Origin of the sequence: Coleofasciculaceae cyanobacterium (genome assembly GCA_036703275.1) — a bacterium.
Classification (GTDB): domain Bacteria; phylum Cyanobacteriota; class Cyanobacteriia; order Cyanobacteriales; family Xenococcaceae; genus Waterburya.
The window spans coordinates 74,862-93,825 of the sequence record DATNPK010000011.1 but is presented as its reverse complement, the minus strand read 5'-3'; the positions used below and the strand labels follow the sequence as shown (position 1 = coordinate 93,825).

General features: G+C 40.2%; 18 protein-coding genes. 8 read left to right on the top strand and 10 right to left on the bottom strand.

The window, feature by feature from the left end:
* Positions 1-47: 47 nt before the first annotated feature.
* Positions 48-368 carry a hypothetical protein gene (locus V6C71_01485; protein ID HEY9767162.1) on the bottom strand — a complete coding sequence of 107 codons (321 nt, stop codon included), beginning with the start codon at positions 366-368 and terminating at the stop codon, positions 48-50.
* 215 nt (positions 369-583) lie between these two features.
* On the opposite strand from V6C71_01485, the gene V6C71_01480 reads away from it, so the two are divergent.
* A complete protein-coding gene (locus tag V6C71_01480; GenBank protein ID HEY9767161.1) occupies positions 584-1,840 on the top strand; it encodes a sodium:proton antiporter in 1,257 nt (418 codons plus the stop codon).
* Positions 1,841-2,063: 223 nt separating this feature from the next.
* On the opposite strand, the gene V6C71_01475 is transcribed toward V6C71_01480, so the two are convergent.
* Positions 2,064-2,774 (bottom strand): (2Fe-2S) ferredoxin domain-containing protein, encoded by a 711-nt coding sequence (locus tag V6C71_01475; protein HEY9767160.1) that lies wholly within the window; start codon positions 2,772-2,774, stop codon positions 2,064-2,066.
* Positions 2,775-3,419: 645 nt separating this feature from the next.
* Between V6C71_01475 and fldA the strand changes: the two genes are divergently transcribed.
* Both fldA and V6C71_01465 read left to right on the top strand, forming a co-directional pair.
* Positions 3,420-3,935 (top strand): flavodoxin FldA, encoded by a 516-nt coding sequence (gene fldA, locus V6C71_01470; GenBank protein HEY9767159.1) that lies wholly within the window; start codon positions 3,420-3,422, stop codon positions 3,933-3,935.
* 501 nt (positions 3,936-4,436) lie between these two features.
* Entirely contained in the window at positions 4,437-5,183 is a 747-nt protein-coding gene (locus tag V6C71_01465; GenBank protein HEY9767158.1) for an alpha/beta fold hydrolase, read from the top strand.
* 107 nt (positions 5,184-5,290) lie between these two features.
* Here the strand turns inward: V6C71_01465 and V6C71_01460 are convergent, their stop codons facing one another.
* Positions 5,291-5,854: a ferritin-like domain-containing protein gene (locus V6C71_01460; GenBank protein ID HEY9767157.1), complete on the bottom strand. Its 564-nt coding sequence runs from the start codon at positions 5,852-5,854 to the stop codon at positions 5,291-5,293.
* A 371-nt stretch (positions 5,855-6,225) separates the two neighbouring features.
* Here V6C71_01460 and V6C71_01455 point away from each other — a divergent pair, with 371 nt between their 5' ends.
* Together V6C71_01455 and V6C71_01450 are read left to right on the top strand one after the other, a co-directional pair.
* Positions 6,226-6,396, top strand: a complete 171-nt coding sequence (locus V6C71_01455; GenBank protein HEY9767156.1) for a hypothetical protein — start codon at positions 6,226-6,228, stop codon at positions 6,394-6,396.
* 271 nt (positions 6,397-6,667) lie between these two features.
* A complete protein-coding gene (locus V6C71_01450) occupies positions 6,668-7,315 on the top strand; it encodes a DUF2834 domain-containing protein (protein HEY9767155.1) in 648 nt (215 codons plus the stop codon).
* A 112-nt stretch (positions 7,316-7,427) separates the two neighbouring features.
* Here V6C71_01450 and V6C71_01445 read toward each other — a convergent pair whose 3' ends face one another.
* The 4 genes from V6C71_01445 to V6C71_01430 all read right to left on the bottom strand — a co-directional run bounded on the left by V6C71_01445 (position 7,428) and on the right by V6C71_01430 (position 9,910).
* Positions 7,428-7,712, bottom strand: a complete 285-nt coding sequence (locus tag V6C71_01445) for a DUF427 domain-containing protein (protein HEY9767154.1) — start codon at positions 7,710-7,712, stop codon at positions 7,428-7,430.
* Positions 7,713-7,774: 62 nt separating this feature from the next.
* A complete protein-coding gene (locus V6C71_01440; protein ID HEY9767153.1) occupies positions 7,775-8,638 on the bottom strand; it encodes a M48 family metallopeptidase in 864 nt (287 codons plus the stop codon).
* A 251-nt stretch (positions 8,639-8,889) separates the two neighbouring features.
* Positions 8,890-9,513 carry an ImmA/IrrE family metallo-endopeptidase gene (locus V6C71_01435; GenBank protein ID HEY9767152.1) on the bottom strand — a complete coding sequence of 208 codons (624 nt, stop codon included), beginning with the start codon at positions 9,511-9,513 and terminating at the stop codon, positions 8,890-8,892.
* 13 nt (positions 9,514-9,526) lie between these two features.
* Positions 9,527-9,910, bottom strand: coding sequence for a helix-turn-helix transcriptional regulator (locus V6C71_01430; protein HEY9767151.1), 384 nt, complete (start codon positions 9,908-9,910; stop codon positions 9,527-9,529).
* A 598-nt stretch (positions 9,911-10,508) separates the two neighbouring features.
* On the opposite strand from V6C71_01430, the gene V6C71_01425 reads away from it, so the two are divergent.
* The 3 genes from V6C71_01425 (at position 10,509) to V6C71_01415 (ending at position 14,059) form a co-directional block, all read left to right on the top strand.
* The gene (locus tag V6C71_01425) at positions 10,509-10,973 is read left to right on the top strand and encodes a MarR family winged helix-turn-helix transcriptional regulator (GenBank protein ID HEY9767150.1); all 465 of its coding nucleotides are present in this window, start codon (positions 10,509-10,511) and stop codon (positions 10,971-10,973) included.
* 316 nt (positions 10,974-11,289) lie between these two features.
* A complete protein-coding gene (locus V6C71_01420; GenBank protein ID HEY9767149.1) occupies positions 11,290-12,459 on the top strand; it encodes an HlyD family secretion protein in 1,170 nt (389 codons plus the stop codon).
* Between the two features lie 28 nt (positions 12,460-12,487).
* The gene (locus V6C71_01415; GenBank protein HEY9767148.1) at positions 12,488-14,059 is read left to right on the top strand and encodes a DHA2 family efflux MFS transporter permease subunit; all 1,572 of its coding nucleotides are present in this window, start codon (positions 12,488-12,490) and stop codon (positions 14,057-14,059) included.
* A 46-nt stretch (positions 14,060-14,105) separates the two neighbouring features.
* On the opposite strand, the gene dnaB is transcribed toward V6C71_01415, so the two are convergent.
* The 3 genes from dnaB to V6C71_01400 all read right to left on the bottom strand — a co-directional run bounded on the left by dnaB (position 14,106) and on the right by V6C71_01400 (position 18,827).
* A complete protein-coding gene (gene dnaB, locus V6C71_01410; GenBank protein HEY9767147.1) occupies positions 14,106-15,440 on the bottom strand; it encodes a replicative DNA helicase in 1,335 nt (444 codons plus the stop codon).
* A 365-nt stretch (positions 15,441-15,805) separates the two neighbouring features.
* Positions 15,806-17,668, bottom strand: a complete 1,863-nt coding sequence (cobJ, locus tag V6C71_01405) for a precorrin-3B C(17)-methyltransferase (protein ID HEY9767146.1) — start codon at positions 17,666-17,668, stop codon at positions 15,806-15,808.
* A gap of 211 nt (positions 17,669-17,879) precedes the next feature.
* Positions 17,880-18,827 carry a glycosyltransferase family 2 protein gene (locus V6C71_01400; GenBank protein HEY9767145.1) on the bottom strand — a complete coding sequence of 316 codons (948 nt, stop codon included), beginning with the start codon at positions 18,825-18,827 and terminating at the stop codon, positions 17,880-17,882.
* Positions 18,828-18,964: the final 137 nt, after the last annotated feature.

The window sequence follows — 18,964 nt, the reverse complement described above, 5'->3', positions numbered from 1 at the left end:
GTAAAAACGGCTGAGAAACAAATATATTTCTCAGCCGTTTTTAATACTTAATCATCCAAAGTCTTTTTAACCGCTGGAGGAACAATCTCATCTAGGTTGAGTTTTTCCGCCACACTTTTAGAATCATTTTCGTCATCAGCTTGTTTTGATAATTCTGCCTGTAACTGGTTGCGATTTGCTTTTGCTGATTCATATTCTTCATCGCTCAGCGCTTTTTCTCCTGATATGCCTAACGTATCTCGCTCTAGCACCTCGGCAAAAGCCTGTTCTTGATAACCGATTCCTATGGCTGAACCTACAAATAAAGTAACTAAAACTAAACAGACAGCAAAGATACGACGTAAATCGATTTTTGAGAATAACAACATTAGTTTATCCAATAAGACTGAATAATATTTCAACTATCTATTAACCCAACATTTAACACTGCTCAACATCATCCTTAAGATTGACCTTTTGGCAATTAGGTTTTTGGTGATTTACTAATCATTTGTTTTATGTATAGCTTAAGATATAGCCAATGATTGATACAATCTTTTGTAATCTTGGGATAGGTTGAAACAGCTTAAATCAAACAATAATCATGAATAATTATATACTCAGCCTGTTGGTGATTGGCTTATTGTTACTGGCAGTGACATTAGGTTCGGGTTGGATTCAGCGTCTTCCTCTTTCTTATGCCTTAATTTATTTGGTTGTTGGTGTTTTGTTAGGTTCTTACGGCTTGGGTTTAGTTAAGATGAGACCTGAGACTGAGTTTTTAGAAAGAGCAACTGAGTTTGCCGTCATTGTATCGGTATTTAGCTGCGGACTTAAAATAAATCGTCCGCTTAAGCTTTGGGCTTGGCAATCTACAATTAGGCTAATTGGCATATTAATGCCAATGTCTATCTTAGCCTTGACCGCGATCGCTCATTATCTTTTGGGTATGGGTTGGGGTGCCGCGGTGTTGTTGGGGGCAATTCTCGCTCCAACTGACCCCGTATTAGCCTCAGAGGTGCAGTTAGCTCATGTTACCGATAAAGATGAGTTACGTTTTGCTTTAACGTCTGAAGGCGGTTTAAATGATGCTTTGGCGTTTCCCTTTGTCTATTTCGGTATTTACTGGTTCAAAGATCCTAACTTAAATAACTGGTTGAAAAAATGGGTGGCGATCGATCTGCTGTGGGCGATTATCGCAGGTATTGTCATGGGCATCATAGTTGCAAAAGCAATTGTCTGGATTGATCGCAATTTACAAAAACGTCGTCAAGTCGACGATCTTCTCGAAGACTTTGTAGCTTTAAGCATTATTTTATTAACTTACTCTCTAACCGAATTAATCAATGGTTATGGATTTTTAGCCGTATTTGTAGCAGGCTTGGTAGTACAGCGCAGTTATTATGGTCAACATGAGAAGCGGATAGAGCAGTTAGAATTTAGCGAACAGATTGAAAAACTCTCAGAGGTAGCCATAATTATAATTCTCGGCACAATTTTGTTGGTTGAACCCATGCTTAAATATGCAGGGCAATCTTTATTAATCGCAGGAGCGTTACTTTTCCTCGTGCGCCCTGTTGGAGTTTGGCTTAGTACCTTAGGAGCAAATCTACCCAAAAAAACTCGCAGCCTAATGGGTTGGTTTGGTATTCGCGGATTGGGTTCAATTTACTATTTGACTTATGCCTTGGGTGAAGGATTGAAGGGAGATGCCGCCGAGCAAATTGCCTGGATTACCTTTACAGTGGTGGTATTTTCGATAATTCTTCATGGGGTTAGTGCTGCGCCTTTGATGAGTTGGTACGAGAAAATCAAACAAGATCCTAAATCTTCCATAACTGACAAAGCAGTCGGTAAATAATCGAGCCGATCCTCCTGGTTTTAATCTAGTCTGGTGAGCAAAAAAGCGATAAAAAACCGTTTCTCGAAGCGATCGCCTAAGTAGTGAATTTCTTGAGAAACTAGAATCTGTAGGAGATGAACCAACTATTTCGTTTAATATTTATGGCAAAACTAACTATCCTCAACGCTACAGCTTTAATGGCTAAGTTTATTATGTGTTCACGTTTGTTTATTCGCTCTCATCACAAATGTTTGGCGATTAACTCAAATATTTGTTTGGGTTGCACTCTACTAGCTCGAATTCCCCCTGGCATTATGACCAAATTAGGAGCTTGCTTACATTGCTTCAAACAACCAGTAGTTTTAATTTCTACTTTGTCCATCATATCTTTAGCTTGCAATTGGGCCTGTAACAATTCACAAGCTGCTTTTCCACCTTTTTTCCAGCAGGTTGAACTTTGGCAAATTAATACTTTGGCTTTCGGTTTAGTAGCGGTACTTAATCGATGTGGAGTAGTTGATTCAGAAAGTAACTTTATTTTATAGGCTTTGTACTTAATTTGCTGTTTGTGTAATTCATACTTTCGCATTCCTGTCACTTCTAGCCAGCATCCACGTTGAAGATGTTGACCAACGGTTTCAGCAGACCAACGGGTGGGGGTTTCACGGTCAAGCTGCACTCCTGCTTCGGTTGTGTCTTGGTGCGCATTCACGCTCAAGCCGCACTCCTGCTTTGGCGGATTAGAAATCGGCAGGTTCCGCCCTCTATCAGCCCCGCGGTCAAGTAATCTGTCACTGAGGACACTTTTATGTGACTTAGCTACTTCAATCGAATAGTTTGCTTCTGGGGTAGATAAATACAGATATTTAAGGCGAGCTTTAGAACCAACCACAAAATCTTCTAATCGACCAATAATAGTGAATTCGGAAACGAGGGGCTGTACTGCGACCATAGTGAATATCTCGAGTAAGTTTAGTTTATGTTAATTGATTATATTTCAAGTGTAAAAGAAAATACTTATCAATAAATGCTTTTTAGTTAGCGGCTAAATTAAAAAGCTTATTGAAGTTATATTGCAATAATTAGATTAGAAAATTTATGACTATGGCAACTAAAATTAATAATCTTTCATGTACGCAAATTACGAAGTCACAGATTACTCCGCCGCTTGCCCGTGCATGATATGCCAATCACGGATTCACGGATAAACCGCACTCCGCCCTTCGGTCTCGAAGCTTATCCGTCGTGATAGACTAGCCCTAAAGGATTCCCTAAAGGGTATATGCGTAGCGGTATCCTTTAGGGCAACGTTTACCCTTACCCATGAGGGCAACTTCGTGCTGCTGTGACCGTTGGTCAAACCTCATTGGAAGTCTAGACGAAAAAACTTATAGCGAAAACGATGACAAAATTTCTCAGTAAAATTTTTTTAGTTTGTTGCAAATAATTATCAACTAGCTGTATGATATTGAAGAGGTTTTTCCTCAGACCTTAAATCATTAGGAATTGAGCTTCTTGGCAAGCTAATTCCTAGTTCTTAATTTCACTCAGCAATATAGCGCCATAAAACTAGCAGATAAATCAATAGAAAAACATCATGGCTAAAGTTGGTCTTTTTTACGGTTCCACTACAGGCAAAACAGAAGCAGCCGCCGAGGCAATTCAAGATGCTCTAGGCGGTGAAAATATAGTCGCTTTACACGAAATCGCTGATGTTACCGATAACGATTTTTCTAACTACGATCGCCTAATTATCTCTTGTCCTACTTGGGATGTCGGCGAATTGCAGTCCGACTGGGAAGGCTTCTATGAAGACGATCTAGACCAAATTGATTTTAGTGGTAAAAAAGTTGCTTATTTTGGTACAGGAGATCAGGTTGGCTACCCTGATAATTTTCAAGATGCAATGGGAATTTTAGAAGCAAAGATTTCTAGTTTAGGTGGCGAAACAGTAGGTTATTGGTCTACCGACGGCTATGAACATGAAGCATCTAAAGCTGAAAAAAATGGTAAGTTTGTTGGATTAGCTTTAGATGAAGACAATCAATCAGAATTAACCGACAAGCGAATTCAGTCATGGACGACACAACTAAAGTCTGAATTCGCTCTCTAACAAGAAGCCTTTAGCTATATAGCTAAAGGCTTCGCGGGTTTAAAAGTTTGGAGATTCTCCTCTCCAATAACTGGGAAAAGTGCCTAAATATAATGAGCCAAATTTATTTTGCCTTTTCCCTTTTCTTCCAACAACCACTCTTATCAACAAACCATGCTGCATCTAGTCTTGTGTTTCAGTGTTTGGAGTTTAATTTCTGTCTGCTTATTTTAGCGATTCGTCACAATTGTCAAAGGCGCGATCGCTCATCTCCAAAGCCTTCACCGAATCCCCTGCTCCAAATGTGCCTACTTTACAGGAGACTATCGACTTAAGTGTACGATAAATCCGATGGTTGCAATGACTGAAACAGCAATTGGCTGCCGAGACTTTATCAATAAAAAGAGTGATAGGCACAATAATCAGCCAAAAATTACTGGTAGCTGTTTTGCCACGAACAAGTGTAGTAACAGGTAACAAATAACCTTTCAGTATTTAAGCTTAAATTCCCTAACCTTAACAATGAAGATATCTCCCTCAACAGCCCCCGTTTGGATTAATGCTAATCCTAGTTTTAAATGTTTCGATGGACGAATTATTCGCTATTTATCTCGGCAAATACCCATCGCCTATTGGCAATATGACCAGAATCTAGACGAACCAAGTTCAACGAATATAGCTTTAACACTGCTCCATGATTACCTTAAATCTAGGTCACAGCCAATCGATCTGATCGGTCATGGTACAGGAGGTTTATTAGGGTTACTTTACGCTCGTAAATATCCTCACCGAGTAAAATCTTTGACTTTGTTAGGAGTAGGTTTTAATCCTGCGATCGACTGGCAAACGCACTATTATCAGATGAGAAAACTATTACCGTGTAGTCAGGACATTCTTTTGGCACGGATGGTACAGATGATGTTCGGTCATCAAAGTCCAACGAATGTTTTAGATTTAATCAAAATTCTCAAACAAGATTTAGATACCGCACCTACTGCTCACTCTCTTTATCAATTAGATAGAGTCGATTCTGGCGGAGTATCAGTGCCTCTAATGGTATGCGGTAGCGAGAATGATGGTATTGTCGATCGCCCTGCTTTGCAAAGATGGTCAGATCATTTAAAAGATGGTGACTTACTCTGGATAAATCCCTTGGGACATCATTTTTTTCACTATTTTTTCCCCGAACAAACAGGAAGGCAAGTCGTTCAATTCTGGCATCGTGTTGAACAACTTTCAGGCGCGGAGGCCAACATTTTGGTATCTTAAGATTAAGGAAAACGGTTAAATTAAATTAAATAAATTTAAATAAATTGTCTCTTCTAAACCAATAATTTTAAAAGAGACTTGCCGTACGTACGTATTTAACTACACTACTAATGCGCGCCATTAGCACTGTTGCCAACAAAAGCCAGAGTCAAACTATCGTGAACGAGGAAGTGGTGTAAATGATAGGCTCTTTCTTCAGTTTTTAGCAGAATTTGCTCGTATAAATAGCGACTAGCGCGATCGCCTAAACTTTCTGCTTGAGCTGCTTGCTGACGTATTAATTTAATTATCTCTTGTTCAGCAGTTAAATCGTGTTCTACCATTTCACGCTCGTTAAAGACTCCATCTTCTTCTTGATCGAAGCAGCACAATTCAGCTAATTTGCTGAAGGTAGCGGCAGGAATGCCACCTAAGCCGTTGAGTCTTTCGCCTATTTCATGAACGTGTTCTTGTACTTCTGCGTAGCTTTCAGCGAAAAATTCATGTAGGGAATAATATTCTGAACCCTCAACCACAAAATGATGTTTTTGATACTGTAGATATAAGCCTTGGAAGCTAGACAAGACAGCATTGAAACCTTCGCAAACTGGTTCTGTCACGCTCTTGTCCAATAAGATCGGATTCTCTTCTACGTGACCAAACGGACGGAGTAAACCTGTTGTTGTGGACATACTCTTGCTCTCTCGTTAAGTAAATTTTAATAATAAGTTCAATCTAACACGAAAAGCTTATTGCGAATCAAAATGCACTTAATTTTTAGCTTAAATTATAGTTTTTAGGCTCGCTATGACTTTATTTGTCAGGTAATACGAACTATCGACGTTCAATAAATGCGTTGTTATAGTTGCTTAGATCAAGTTAATATTATCAATAAGCTTATATATATATACCTAGAAAGATTCTAAGATCACCTCGGTAATTTTAAGACAAAAGTCTGTAGCTCAGGATTACCTACTTTCAGAGTATAGCTATCAATAGTTATCATTGAAGCTGCTAGAGAATATACTTAGACGATCGTTTATACAGATAGTCTAATTGATAATTGAGAACTTCTAGTCAGAGCAATTTTTCTTTGAGCGATCGCCATTATTCACTTCATAGCTTTGAGATCGCACATTTGCTCAATCCAGACACAAACTTTAGTCCTAGTAGTGATGCTACTGCGATTTATCTATCATCACTACTATCAGTATTATCGATCGCCTTTCTTTAATCCCTCAATCTTAGATCTGAATCCTTACCTAGTGGGAAATAAAGCCCGTCAATAATAGGGGTAATAAAATAAGCACAGAGATAATTAAAACTATCGTTCCTGCATCAATATTTAATGTGTTTTTTTGTGGTTCTTTCACTTGTGACCTATTTTCTATGTGTTTTCTAAATGAACAATAAGTGGAATCGGTCGAGGGACAGATACCTCTGGTTTAATCTATTACCTATTTTAAACTGAGACTCGTTATACATTAAATAAGCGATCGCACATTATGAATAAAAAACTGCTTCTTTGGTTGTTGTGGGTAGGCTTTATCGTCTATCTTTTGTTACTCGCGCCCCCGTTTCATTGGGAATTTACCAAATCGTTAATAGTTAAATTACTAACTTTGCAATGGAACGCTATTAATCCAGTTATTTTTTCTTTATTCTCTTTGATTGGAGTTTGGATACTAATTTATAGTAGTCTGCTGTTTTTTGATGGCAGAATGCAGCCGATTCCTTTTTATCCATTTGCTATTCTTTCTTTAGGTACGGGTGTAATTGGGCTAATTCCTTACCTAGCTCTGCGAGAACCCAATACAGAATTTAGTGGTACGAAAGATCTGTGGCTAACTCTGTTAGATTCACGTGCGACTGGAATAGTACTGATGCTGTTTACGCTTGGTTTACTTATCTATGCCCTACTCGCTGGAGACTGGGGAGAATTTTGGCTGCTTTTTCAAGGCGATCGCTTCGTTAACGGTATGAGTTTGGCTTTTTGTTTATTTTGCCTGTTATTTCCGCTGGTTTTAGGGGATGATATGACTCGTCGCGGTTACTTGAGAGATTCCCAATTGTTTTGGCTTATTGCCTTAGTGCCACTGTTGGGCCCTCTTATCTACCTTAGCTGGCGATCGCCACTGAGAACAACACTTTAGCTGCTTTGTTTTGGTGCAATCTCGATCCATGAATTGAGCGGGTGCGATCGCGCTCACAATAAAAGAAAATAGATTAATCACAGATCGATCAGATTACCAAGAGCGCGATCGCCTATGCTTCTACCTGCACCCCTTTCCAAAAGGCAACATAGCCTTTGATATTGTTAGCTCTTTCTTTAGTTTCTGGGTAGTACCAGGCAGCATCTTGGTTTTCTTTGCCGTCAACGACGATAGTATAGTAGCTAGCCTGACCCTTCCAAGGACAGCTAGTATGAGTTGAGCTGTCTTTAAAAAACTTTTGATTAATTGAATCTGGTGGAAAGTATTGATTGCCTTCAACCGCTTCTGTGCGATCGCTTTCGGCTAAAATTTGACCGTTCCAAATTGCTTTAGGCATTTTTTTTAATTAAATAACTACTGTTGATAATAATCCTTTTTGGATAGCTGTTAGCTTTTAAACTACCAGTTGCTCCAGCCTAGCTTTTTACCATTGGCTGACTCTCGCTGATCTAAAATAGTTTGATATTCAACAGAACTTGCCCAGCGATCTATTTCTCTAGCTCTAATTACAGGTACTGGGTGAGTTAACTGAGCTGTTTGTGCCGCTTGCAGCATTTCTCCCAAGCTGTCTGTACCAATAGAGTCATAGGCTTTGGCTTGCTCGATAAAGGCATCTAAATTGAGCTGAGGGGCAAGGGTTGGAGAGCCGCCTGCTAACTTCATCAAAACTGACATTACTACTTTAGGATCTTGAATTGCCAAAAGCGCAGCGCGATCGCAACTGAACTCGGCACAGCGTACCCATTGCAGCATTTGATCTTGTAAAGATTGAGCCAAAATTGTTCCCCAGGGTGGTAGCATATTAGCTGCCAACACCAGCACATTGACCATCGTTAAATAAACCCCGTGTTCGCACTTGAGATGTCCCAATTCATGAGCAATCACCGCCTGAATTTCTTCGGGAGTTAGCATTTCAATTAGGGAAGTATGCAGCACCACAAATGGCTGTTTACCTTTCATGGCAAAAGTGTAGGCATTAGGCGTAGGATTCTGCTGCACGTATAGCTGAGGTGCTTCAAGATCGAGAATCTCACAGGCTTCAATTAATAGTTTATGGAGATCGGGTAACTGTTTTTCGCTGACTAAAACACTAGAAGCAATATTATTCAGATAAAAAAACTGTTCCGCTACTGAACCCAAAACGCTCCGAATTGCTACATCTGCACCTGGTAGCTGCTTGAGGGTGTTAGTAGCCTGTAAGTCTAAGGGATGGCGAAAGCGATCAGCTTTCAAACCAATTAAAGCTTTTTTTGATAAATTCATGAGGGCGAGATTACAATTTAGGATAGTAGATAGGTAGGAAATTTAGATTAGCTGCTTACTATAGATCTTAGTATTTTCAGCATGTTTTTGCTTAACTCAAATATAGCAATCGCCGTATTTGCTCGTGTTGGTACGAATTAGTTAAACGATTGTATATCCAGTGTTGAATTATCAGCCTAATCGAATGATCGACAAACATTCTGTTAATACTTATTGCTTTAATTAGACTTATTAAAATATATGTTTTAAAACTAAACATGGTTGGAATAAATTTTGCGCGTCTCTGCATCTAGGGATATCCAGCCGAGATCCTGTAAACGAGTTGTCAGGTTAGATATGGTTACTCCCAATTTCTCTGCTATTTGATAAAGATCCTGCCACTTAGTTAAATCTTTATCTTGCTTTAATCTAATTAAGATGTGTTGTGGCATAAGTAAGCATCCTGCAAAGTATTGAGCTTGCCATTCAATTCTGGCTAAATTACTGCTGCGACAGAGAAAAGGCTTGACTCGAATATCAACACCTTTTTGCTTCAACCTAATGTAACGTTCAACTTTTTCAGTATCGATGTGTAATACCCAATGACCGATTTCATGGGCGATAGTTGATTCGCCAAAACCGCCTTTAAGTTTGGGAATGTTTTCGTTGATTTCAATTAGCTTTTCTAAGGGCAAAATTCTCGCGGCGATCGCTCCTTGTTGATCATCAGGAATTGTGTCCCAAACCAGATTTAAGTCGAGAAATTCAGCAATAATACTAGCATCTATTGGTAGTTGAGGCTCTCCCCGCGCTCGTTCCATCTGCAACCAAATATCTAAAGCGCAAGCCTCGATTTCCAGTTTCGGGACAAATCGAAATGGACGAAAAACGCTCACAAGCCTTCAACTCCTAATCTGGGGACACGTAGCTTGAATCGCCTTCCAGCCCGTGAGATGTCCGTGTCGTGGAAGCTTCACGAAATACTCTTTGAGCAAATTCAGGATTTTCTCGCATCCGACGAAATAAAGCAGGCATATCTTTATAGTGTTGTTTAAGTAGGTCTTCTTCCTGTTGAGGAATTCTTCCTGCCAGGAAAATTAGCTCTTCTTCATTTAATTTTAAATGCTTTGCCAAGCCACGAATTACATCTTCTTTTGGCGCATAATCCGCTCGATTATTTTCCAATTTAGACAGATAGGTAAAATCTATTTTAAGTAACTTGGCTAGTTCTCTTTGAGAATATTTTTGCTCTTTTCGGGCTTGGCGAATCAGATTTCCAAAATCGTCTTTCACTTTTATTATTCCTGTTGACTAAACGCTCAATCTAATCATAGTTTAGCTTGAATAAAGAATCAACAAAACCAATTTTTTCCCAGCAAGAAATAAATTGTTGCTAATTCTGTTTTAAATTAAAACGATAACCATAAAGTAAAATATATAACTTTGCCCCACAGATTGCTAAAAACCGATCGTGCAAAGATTCGTTAAGGTTAGTACATTCAATATTGGCAACATCAACAATGGTTACTAACCGTCGCCGATTACTTCTACTTCATCTCCGTTAACTGCGATCGTCGTATTTTCATCAATAGCAAATCGTAATACAGCAGGTTGTTGGATTAAAGCCGACACAAATCTACCTAACCTACTACCACGTCTAGGCTAAAATGCTGGGCTAATTCCCACAAGCTTGGGGGTTAGGGGGCTCAAACTAATTTGCAATACCCAACAAATTAATATTAGACGCGCTACTACCTCGTTGAGCAAAGTGCTGATCGATCGCTACTTGCGGTAAAAAACTCATACCAGGTTTAACAGTAACACTATCAACGCGTTGAAAAAATTGCCTAAAATTGTCATAATAATACTACGTATCCTAAGTATTTTGTGAATGACCGCTAAGCCCGCTAATTTTAATTCCGAGCAGTATCAACAAGTTTTAGCCCCACAGGGTATTGGCTATCGCCTCAAATTACTGTCTCAACTTTTGAGTCGTAATTTTCAAGAACAATTAGAACCTTTGGGACTGACTCCTTTCCACTGGGTAGTATTATGCTGTCTTTGGTCAGAAGACGGTTTGGCAACTTCGGCAATTGGGGGCAAACTTCAGCAGGTGGGAGGAACTCTAACAGGGGTTTTAGACCGCATGGAAGACAGAGGACTGATTCGTCGCGAACGAGATCGCACCGATCGCCGTATGGTGAGAATTTGGCTTACAGATACGGGAAAAGAACTCGAAACAGTTTTGCCACCAATGGCTCTAGACTTGCGAGAACGAGTTCTGACAGGTTTTTCAAATAACGAAAGAAAGCAGTTTTCCCAATTAATCGATCGCGCGATCGCTAATCTAGCCTAAGATATTAAACTCCAATCCGCCTTTTGAAAGATGTAGTTTTAATCGTCTATTTGCCAAACTAAATACTACGTACACGAAATAAAAGAGCACTTATTAATTACGCAACAATATTAAAATTATCTAAGAAACTAACCAGATAAGAACTTTAAACGGCAAATCGTTAGATCGAGAACGAGAAATAGAAATAGTTAATCATAAACTAATTGCGTCAGAAAAAGCTCGCAACCGAGAATTCAAAACTCCTGAAAAACCGCGTAAAAAACTACCAAAAGGTTTAATTTGGGCAGCAGTAGGGATTGGTGCGATCGCCTCTAGTGTGTTTGGCTATCGCTGGTGGAACTATGCTTCTACCCACGAAAGCACTGATAATGCTTATGTTACAGGTCACATACATCAGATAAGTAGCCGTATTCCAGGGACGGTAACTGATGTAGAAGTTAACGATAATCAGCAGATTAAACCAACAGAGTTATTAGTCAAGCTCGATCCAAGGGATCTTCAAGTCGAAGTAGAAAAGGCACAGGCAGCTTTGTTAATCGCCCAAGGTCAAGCTAAAGCAGCCCAGGCAAACATTACCTTAGCATCAGAAACTACCCAGGCTAAATCAACTCAGGCTCAGGGTGATATTAGCGATGCTACTGCTAACGTTTCTACAGCTAAATCCGCAGTATTTGAAGCCAAAGCGGGAATTGCCTCGGCACAAGCCCAGGTAGCTCAAGCAGATGCCAATTTAAACAAAGCTCAACAAGACTATAATCGTTATTCTACGCTGTACCAAAAAGGAGCAGTTACCCGCCAACAATTAGATAATGCACAAGCTGCTTATCAAGTGGCACAGGCTGAAAAAAATGCAGTCGAACAGGGAGTAGAACAGGCACAGGCACAGTTAGAACAGGCTCAACAGGGAGTAAATAGTGCCAACGCTAAACTGGCTGCTACTAAAAGTGAACTGCAACAAGTATCCGCAAGCGGACAACAAACCGAAGCCAACCGCGCAAACTATGCTGCTGCTCAAGCCGAAATAGCTCAAGCTAAAGCTGCTCTCGATGATGCCCGCCAGCAACTTTCTTATACTAATATTACTGCTCCGACTGGGGGTAAAGTTGGCAGTAAGTCAGTAGAGATAGGACAAAGAGTCCAGCCTGGAACACCTTTAATGGCAATTGTCGGTAATGATTATTGGGTTACAGCTAATTTTAAAGAAACCCAACTAGGAGAAATTAAGCGAGGAGAAAGGGTAGAAGTGAAAATAGATGCCTTTGGCGATCGCACTTTTACAGGCAGGGTAGATAGCATTTCCCCTGCTTCGGGAGCAGAATTTGCTTTGCTGCCTCCTGACAATGCTACAGGTAACTTTACCAAAGTGGTGCAGCGCATTCCCGTAAAAATAGTCCTCGATCCTCAGAGTATCAAAGGATACGAGTCGCGTATCACCCCAGGAATGTCGGCAGTTGTTAACGTGGAGTTACCGCAAAATGACCATTAAACATTAAACATTAAACATTAAATGTTAAATGATAAATACAGTCAAACAACAGCGGAAAGATACAGTTAGTCTCAAAACCTGGATCGGTGTCATGGGTGCCATGTTGGGCGCATTTATGGCGGTGCTGGATATTCAAATTACCAACTCGTCGCTACAGGAAATTCAGGCAGCTTTAGGAGCAACTTTAGAAGAAGGTTCTTGGATTTCTACAGCTTACCTCATTGCGGAAATTGTGGTGATTCCGATTTCAGGCTGGTTATCTAAAGTATTTTCGGTGCGACGCTATCTCTTAGTTAATGTCGCTTTATTTATTTTCTTTTCAATCGCTTGCGCCCAATCGTCTAGCCTGGGGATGATGATTGTTTTTCGTGCCTGTCAGGGGTTTACGGGAGGAATTTTAATTCCGATGGCACTGACTATTGTTTTGACCTTTTTACCCCAGTCAAAACAGCCCGTTGGCATGGCGTTATTTGCCATGACTGCCACCTTTGCCCCGTCAATTGGTCCAACTATTGGTGGTTGGCTGACGGATAATATCGGCTGGGAATATAACTTTTATCTCAACATAATTCCTGGAGTAATCATGATAGCAGCGATCGCCTATGCGATTCCTGCCCAACCGATGCAGCTTAATCTACTCAAGCGAGGTGACTGGTGGGGTATTTTTAGTATGGTAATCGGTTTGGGTTCTTTAGAAATATTTTTAGAAGAAGGTAATCGCAAAGATTGGTTTGGTTCGGAGTTGATTACCCGTTGCGCTATATTTGCCGTAATTTTTATCGGTATTTTCTTATGGATCGAATTAAATCGTCGTCAACCTTTTATCAATCTGCGTCTACTGCTACGGCGTAACTTTGGTATCGGTAGTATTGCGGGACTGGCTTTAGGATTGGGTTTATACGGCTCAATTTATATCTTGCCCTTATATCTGGCTCAGATTCAAGACTATACGCCAATGCAAATTGGGGAAGTAATTATGTGGTCGGGTTTACCACAGTTATTATTAATTCCTTTAGTTCCTAAACTAATGCAGCGTTTTGATGTCAGGTTTCTAGCAGCAGTCGGATTTAGCATCTTTGCTCTTAGCTGCTTTATGAATTCCAACATGACCAGTCAGACGGATATTACGCAATTGCGTTGGTCGCAGTTAGTTAGGGCATTAGGACAACCTTTGATGATTGTACCTCTAACCACAATTGCTACGGGCAATATTGAACCAGAACAAGCAGGATCGGCTTCTGGCTTGTTTAATATGATGCGTAACTTAGGTGGTTCGATGGGCATTGCTGCCCTATCAACCTTATTGTCACGACGAGAGCAGTTTCATTCTAGTCGCATCGGCGAAGCTGTTTCCCTATACAACCCTCAAACTCAGCAAAGAATCGATCAATTAATTCAAACCTTTATCAGTCGCGGTAGCGATGCCGTTACGGCAAAAGAACAGGCGATCGCAACTATCGATAATATCGTCCGCCATGAAGCCTACACGATGGCTTATAATGATTGCTTTTATTTTATGGGATTTGCCATTTTACTCTGCGGTTTGACTCTAATTTTTTGTAAGAAAGTCAAGGCTGGTGGTAATGCGATCGCCCATTAAACCATTCCATAATGAGCGAGTAGGCGTTAAATAAATCACCACAAGTTTAATATCCGCTGGGTTTAGCTAAACTTTCAAACTTAGTTAATTCGGCGTTAAAGAGCAACTTAACTGTTCCGACAGGACCATTGCGATGTTTGACAATACTAACTTCAGTAATCCCTCGATCTGGGGTATCAGGATTATAATATTCATCACGATAAATCATCATGACTAAATCCGCATCTTGCTCAATACTGCCACTTTCACGTAAGTCAGACAGCATAGGTCGTTTATTGGTTCTTTGTTCTACTCCTCTACTTAATTGAGACAAGGCAACAATCGGCACATTCAATTCTCTGGCTAAACCTTTTAAACTCCGCGTCATTTTCGATAGCTGCTGCACGCGGTTGTCGTTGTCTCCTCCCTCCATTAGCTGAAGATAGTCGAGCATAACTAAACCCAAAGGATCTTTTTGCTGTGCTTGAAGACGGCGTACTTGCGATCGCATTTGCATTACCGTTAAGTTTGCCGTATCGTCGATATATATGGGCAGTTCTGAAAGTTTTTCTACTCCATCGATTAATTGTCCAAACTCATTTTGAGCAATTCTACCCGAACGCAAGCGGTTACTCGGAATCCTCGCCTCACTAGATAGCAACCTTTGGGTTAATTGTTCTCGCGACATTTCTAAACTAAAAACGGCAATGGGTAATTTAGAATCTCTGGCAATATTTGAAGCCATACATAACGAAAATGCCGTCTTTCCCATTGATGGTCTACCAGCGATGATAATTAAGTCAGAACGACTAAAACCACTGGTCATCGCATCTAAATCGTAATAACCAGAGGGAACACCAGGTAAAGCCGTTTCCTGATGGAGTTCTTCAATGGTATTGAAAGTGTTGACTAGTGTTTCCGCAATTGGGATTAAACCCTCTTGAGGACGTTCTTGGGCAAGGCGAAAGATCTTTTGTTCGGCAGCATCTAAAACTACTTCTAATTCTGAAGTATTATCGTACCCGAGATCGACAATTTCGTGTCCCGAAGTAATTAATTGACGACGGACATACTTTTCCATAATCAGGTTGGCATAGCGGTCAATATTAACCGCCGATACAGTTCGGTTAAGCAACTGTGCTAATTTAGCTGTACCGCCTACCTGGTCGAGTAAATCGCGATCGCTTAAATAAGTACTTAGAGAAATAAAGTCTGTTGGTTTACCTTTGCTATTAAGGTTCAATGCCGCCTGATAAATCTCTTGATGTGCCTTCACATAAAAGGCATCTTTGACTACTAATTCTGCTACCCTGGTAATCGCTTCTGGATCAAACAGGATACCGCCTAAAATTGCTTCTTCCGCCTCAATACTAGCTGGAGGTAAGTTGTTGATTTCTGCCATTAACGATTCTGAATTCTTACATCATTACCATAGAACAAATATTCTACTGTCTTGTCTGATTTAAGAAAAGTTTGGAGATTAAAACTGCTGGTTGATTACGGCGATCGCTTTTTGGGAGAAATTTATTTAATATAAGAATATCTGTAAATTTTTTAGTGGCGAAAATTAACTTATAAATTAAAGCATTTTATATAGGTTAGTTCTATGGATTTGCTCGATTAAATTAAAACAATAGTAGATGATATATATGGAGTAGCTAAATTTTTAAAAGGTAGAGTCATCTATTTGACTCAAAGCAAATATGTAGAAAAGTCTATAAAAGTAGAAGCTTAATAACTTTATAGTTTTGAACATTGACATCAAGACTATTCTCCTTCTTGAGAAAAACCAAGATATCCTCTAGGGGTAATCATCCATTCGGCATGATTGCGGGTTGTGGTGTTACCAATAATCACGGTGGTGAGCATATCTATAGGTTGCTCTAGCATCTTTTCTAAAGTGGTTAAAATCACCTGTTCATCGTCCCGATATGCTCCATGAACGATCGCTACTGGAGTATTTGGCTGACGGTGTTGGGAGAAGATTGATTGGGCGGTGACAATTTGTTGGGTGCGCTTTTGCGATCGCGGATTATACAAAGCGGTAATAAAATCACCACTGGCTGCTGCGGTTAGTCGTTTTTGGATCATCTCCCAAGGAGTAAGCAGATCGCTAAGGCTGATAGCACAAAAATCGTGCATCAAAGGCGCACCAACTCTAGAAGCTGCTGATTGTAGAGCCGAGATGCCAGGAAATACCTGTACCTGGGGTGTTTTACCATTCCAACCGATTGCTTGCAGTTCTTCTAACACTAAGCCCGCCATACCATAAATACCGCAGTCTCCCGAGGAAACCACTGCCACGGTTAAACCCCACTTGGCTAGTTCAATGGCTCTTTTAGCTCGCTGTTGCTCTTGGGTAATGGGGGAAGATTCAACTATTTGTCCTGAACGTTGGCAAGATTTAATCAGCTCTGTATAAAGACTGTAACCAATGATCGCATCGGCTTCAGTAATAGCAGTTTTAGCAGCCGGAGTAATTTGGTCTAAATTTCCTGGACCGATGCCAACCAAATAGAGCTTGCCTCTACGCCCAATATACTCTTTGTCGGCTTGAGCGATCGCTACCGTTACCGCCCCTAATTGATTGTCTGATTTAAAGATTTGCTTCGATACCAGCAAGTTTTGTCCTGCTAAGATGGCAGCAGCCTCGGCAACACTATGAGTTCCTACTTCTTGCTTAACTACTGCTGAGGGAGTGGGAACATCCACCCGATCTAATTGTTCGGCATCAAAAGTTTTAAAGATTAAGTTGCGTCGCCGGCATACTTCTACAATTCCTGCCTCGTCTGATTTTAGATTAATACTAGTGATTCCGGCGATCGCTTCCGTAGCCAAATGGTAAGTTTTACAGGTTTCATCAATAGCTGTCTCGATTAAAGCTGTAGATGTACCTCTTTCGCAGCCAATGCCCACCCATAAAACTTTGGGATGCCACTGTACCGTAGACAAATCGTTTTGAGGGGCAATTTTTCTTTTAGTCGGACTAATCCAAACTTTTGCTCGTGGCTTAATTTCTGTTTGATTATCAGAAAACCCAAAATAAAAGGGATGTTGTTGGGGTAAATGTTCTTGCCATAGAGTTGAACCAGCTTCTTGAATGATCTGTATTGTCTCTTGTTTAGCTACTGCTGCCATCACTCCTGTCCAATCTCCTTTACCTTTTTGCCAACCGTAGGTAAAGCCTAAAACATCAATTGCGGGTAAAGACAAACCATGAGCTGCTCCCGTAATAATTGGGGTAGCGCCAATTTGGCTGGCAACTAAGCGAGCTAGTAAATCTGCTTTGCCCTGATGTCCACTACAAAGACTAATAACATAATCTCCTTGAGAATCTACCACCACCACCGCAGGATCTTCAGCTTTATTTTGCAGCAGGGGTGCAATTAATCTAACCACCGCACCAGTCGCCAAGCAAAAAATAAAAGCTCGGTTTTCGTTCCAGATCGATGCCAGATGTTCTTTAAGAGAACTATCGTAGGGTTGAGAACTGCCCTGTTGTTCGATAGAGGTGGGCAACCACAGTTGAATATCAGAGTCTTGAGCTAACGGTGCTATAATTTGCGCTGCTTGAGGATGAGTGGCGATCGCTGTAATTGGAGCAAACTGTTCAAAACAAGGGTTGTTCAAGGTGCTGTCCTGATTAGATGCTGATTAATATCAACAGTAATAATATATAGCAAATTCTGGTATTCATGAGATCATTTTTATGAACTATAAAACTTATTTAAAAGTTTAAAAAAAGCTCATAGCAAGTCAGAGCTTTGTCAGTCTTGGTTCGGAACTCATGGCGCGAAGATTATTTATTGCCCTAAATTCTATACCTCAAATCGCTTAAGTCTTACTGCTTGTTAATGCCAAAATCGGTATGAACTGTTTTATATTCCTTGTAATCTACACCTAATAAACCAGCAAAAGTACCTGCACCACGATAAATAAATAATAAAGCTTTAACAATCGCTGGTTTACCTATCAAAGACGCGGGAATCAGCCCAATAACACCAAGTAAAATTAAGCCTAGCCCTTTGATCATTCTGATAAATTGAACCGACAGTGAGGGATCTAACTCTTTCTCTACTAGACTATGAGTACCCCAAGTCCGAAAACCTCGATTGAGAATCCATTTTAAATTGGTGCGAGAAGCGGGAACCCAGTCATAAACCACTGCTTCATCTGCCCAAACAATTTTATAACCAGCCTTATTAAGCCCGTAGAAGAAATGTGAATCTTCACCTCCTGTGATGGCAAAGCGATTATCAAATACTGGTTCGTATTGTCGGATAATTTCACCCCGAACCATAACGTTGTTGGTAAAAGCTACATGACGCTGTTCTCCAGTTTGATAGCGATCCGCATCGAAAAAACCGCCCTTTTTTACCCAATCGGGAACATCACTATTGGGAAAATAGGGTAAAACTGGCCCTGTTACCACATCTGCGCCGAATTTCTGCTGTGTCAATAATAATTCTTCGAGCCACGATGGTTCTGGTACTTCATCGTCATCAATTATGCTAATAAAGTCTGCTGCTTTAGAGGCTAAGCTGATAGATTTATTACGAGCATAGGTAATGCCTCTTTGAGGTTGAATGTCTGTTTTCAAAACCCACTGAAAATCTGGTTTTATTTGCTGACAAATTTTTTCAGCTGCAAGATAAGTGTCATTGTCCACCACTATCACTTCAATTTCAGGTTGTTTGAGTGTTTTAAAGGTTAGTTTATCGATCGCTTTTAGTAATCTTTTTAAGCCTTCGGGACGCTTAAAAGTAATAATACAAATAGAAATAAGCATATTCTTTAAATTTTAAAATACCAAGATCATCTTACTAACACAACGTATTGCACAACTATATTTTGAATCATTGCTGACTAGTAATATTTAAATGCAGTAATTTATCAGCACCAGACTACTTGTATTTACCAAATTTA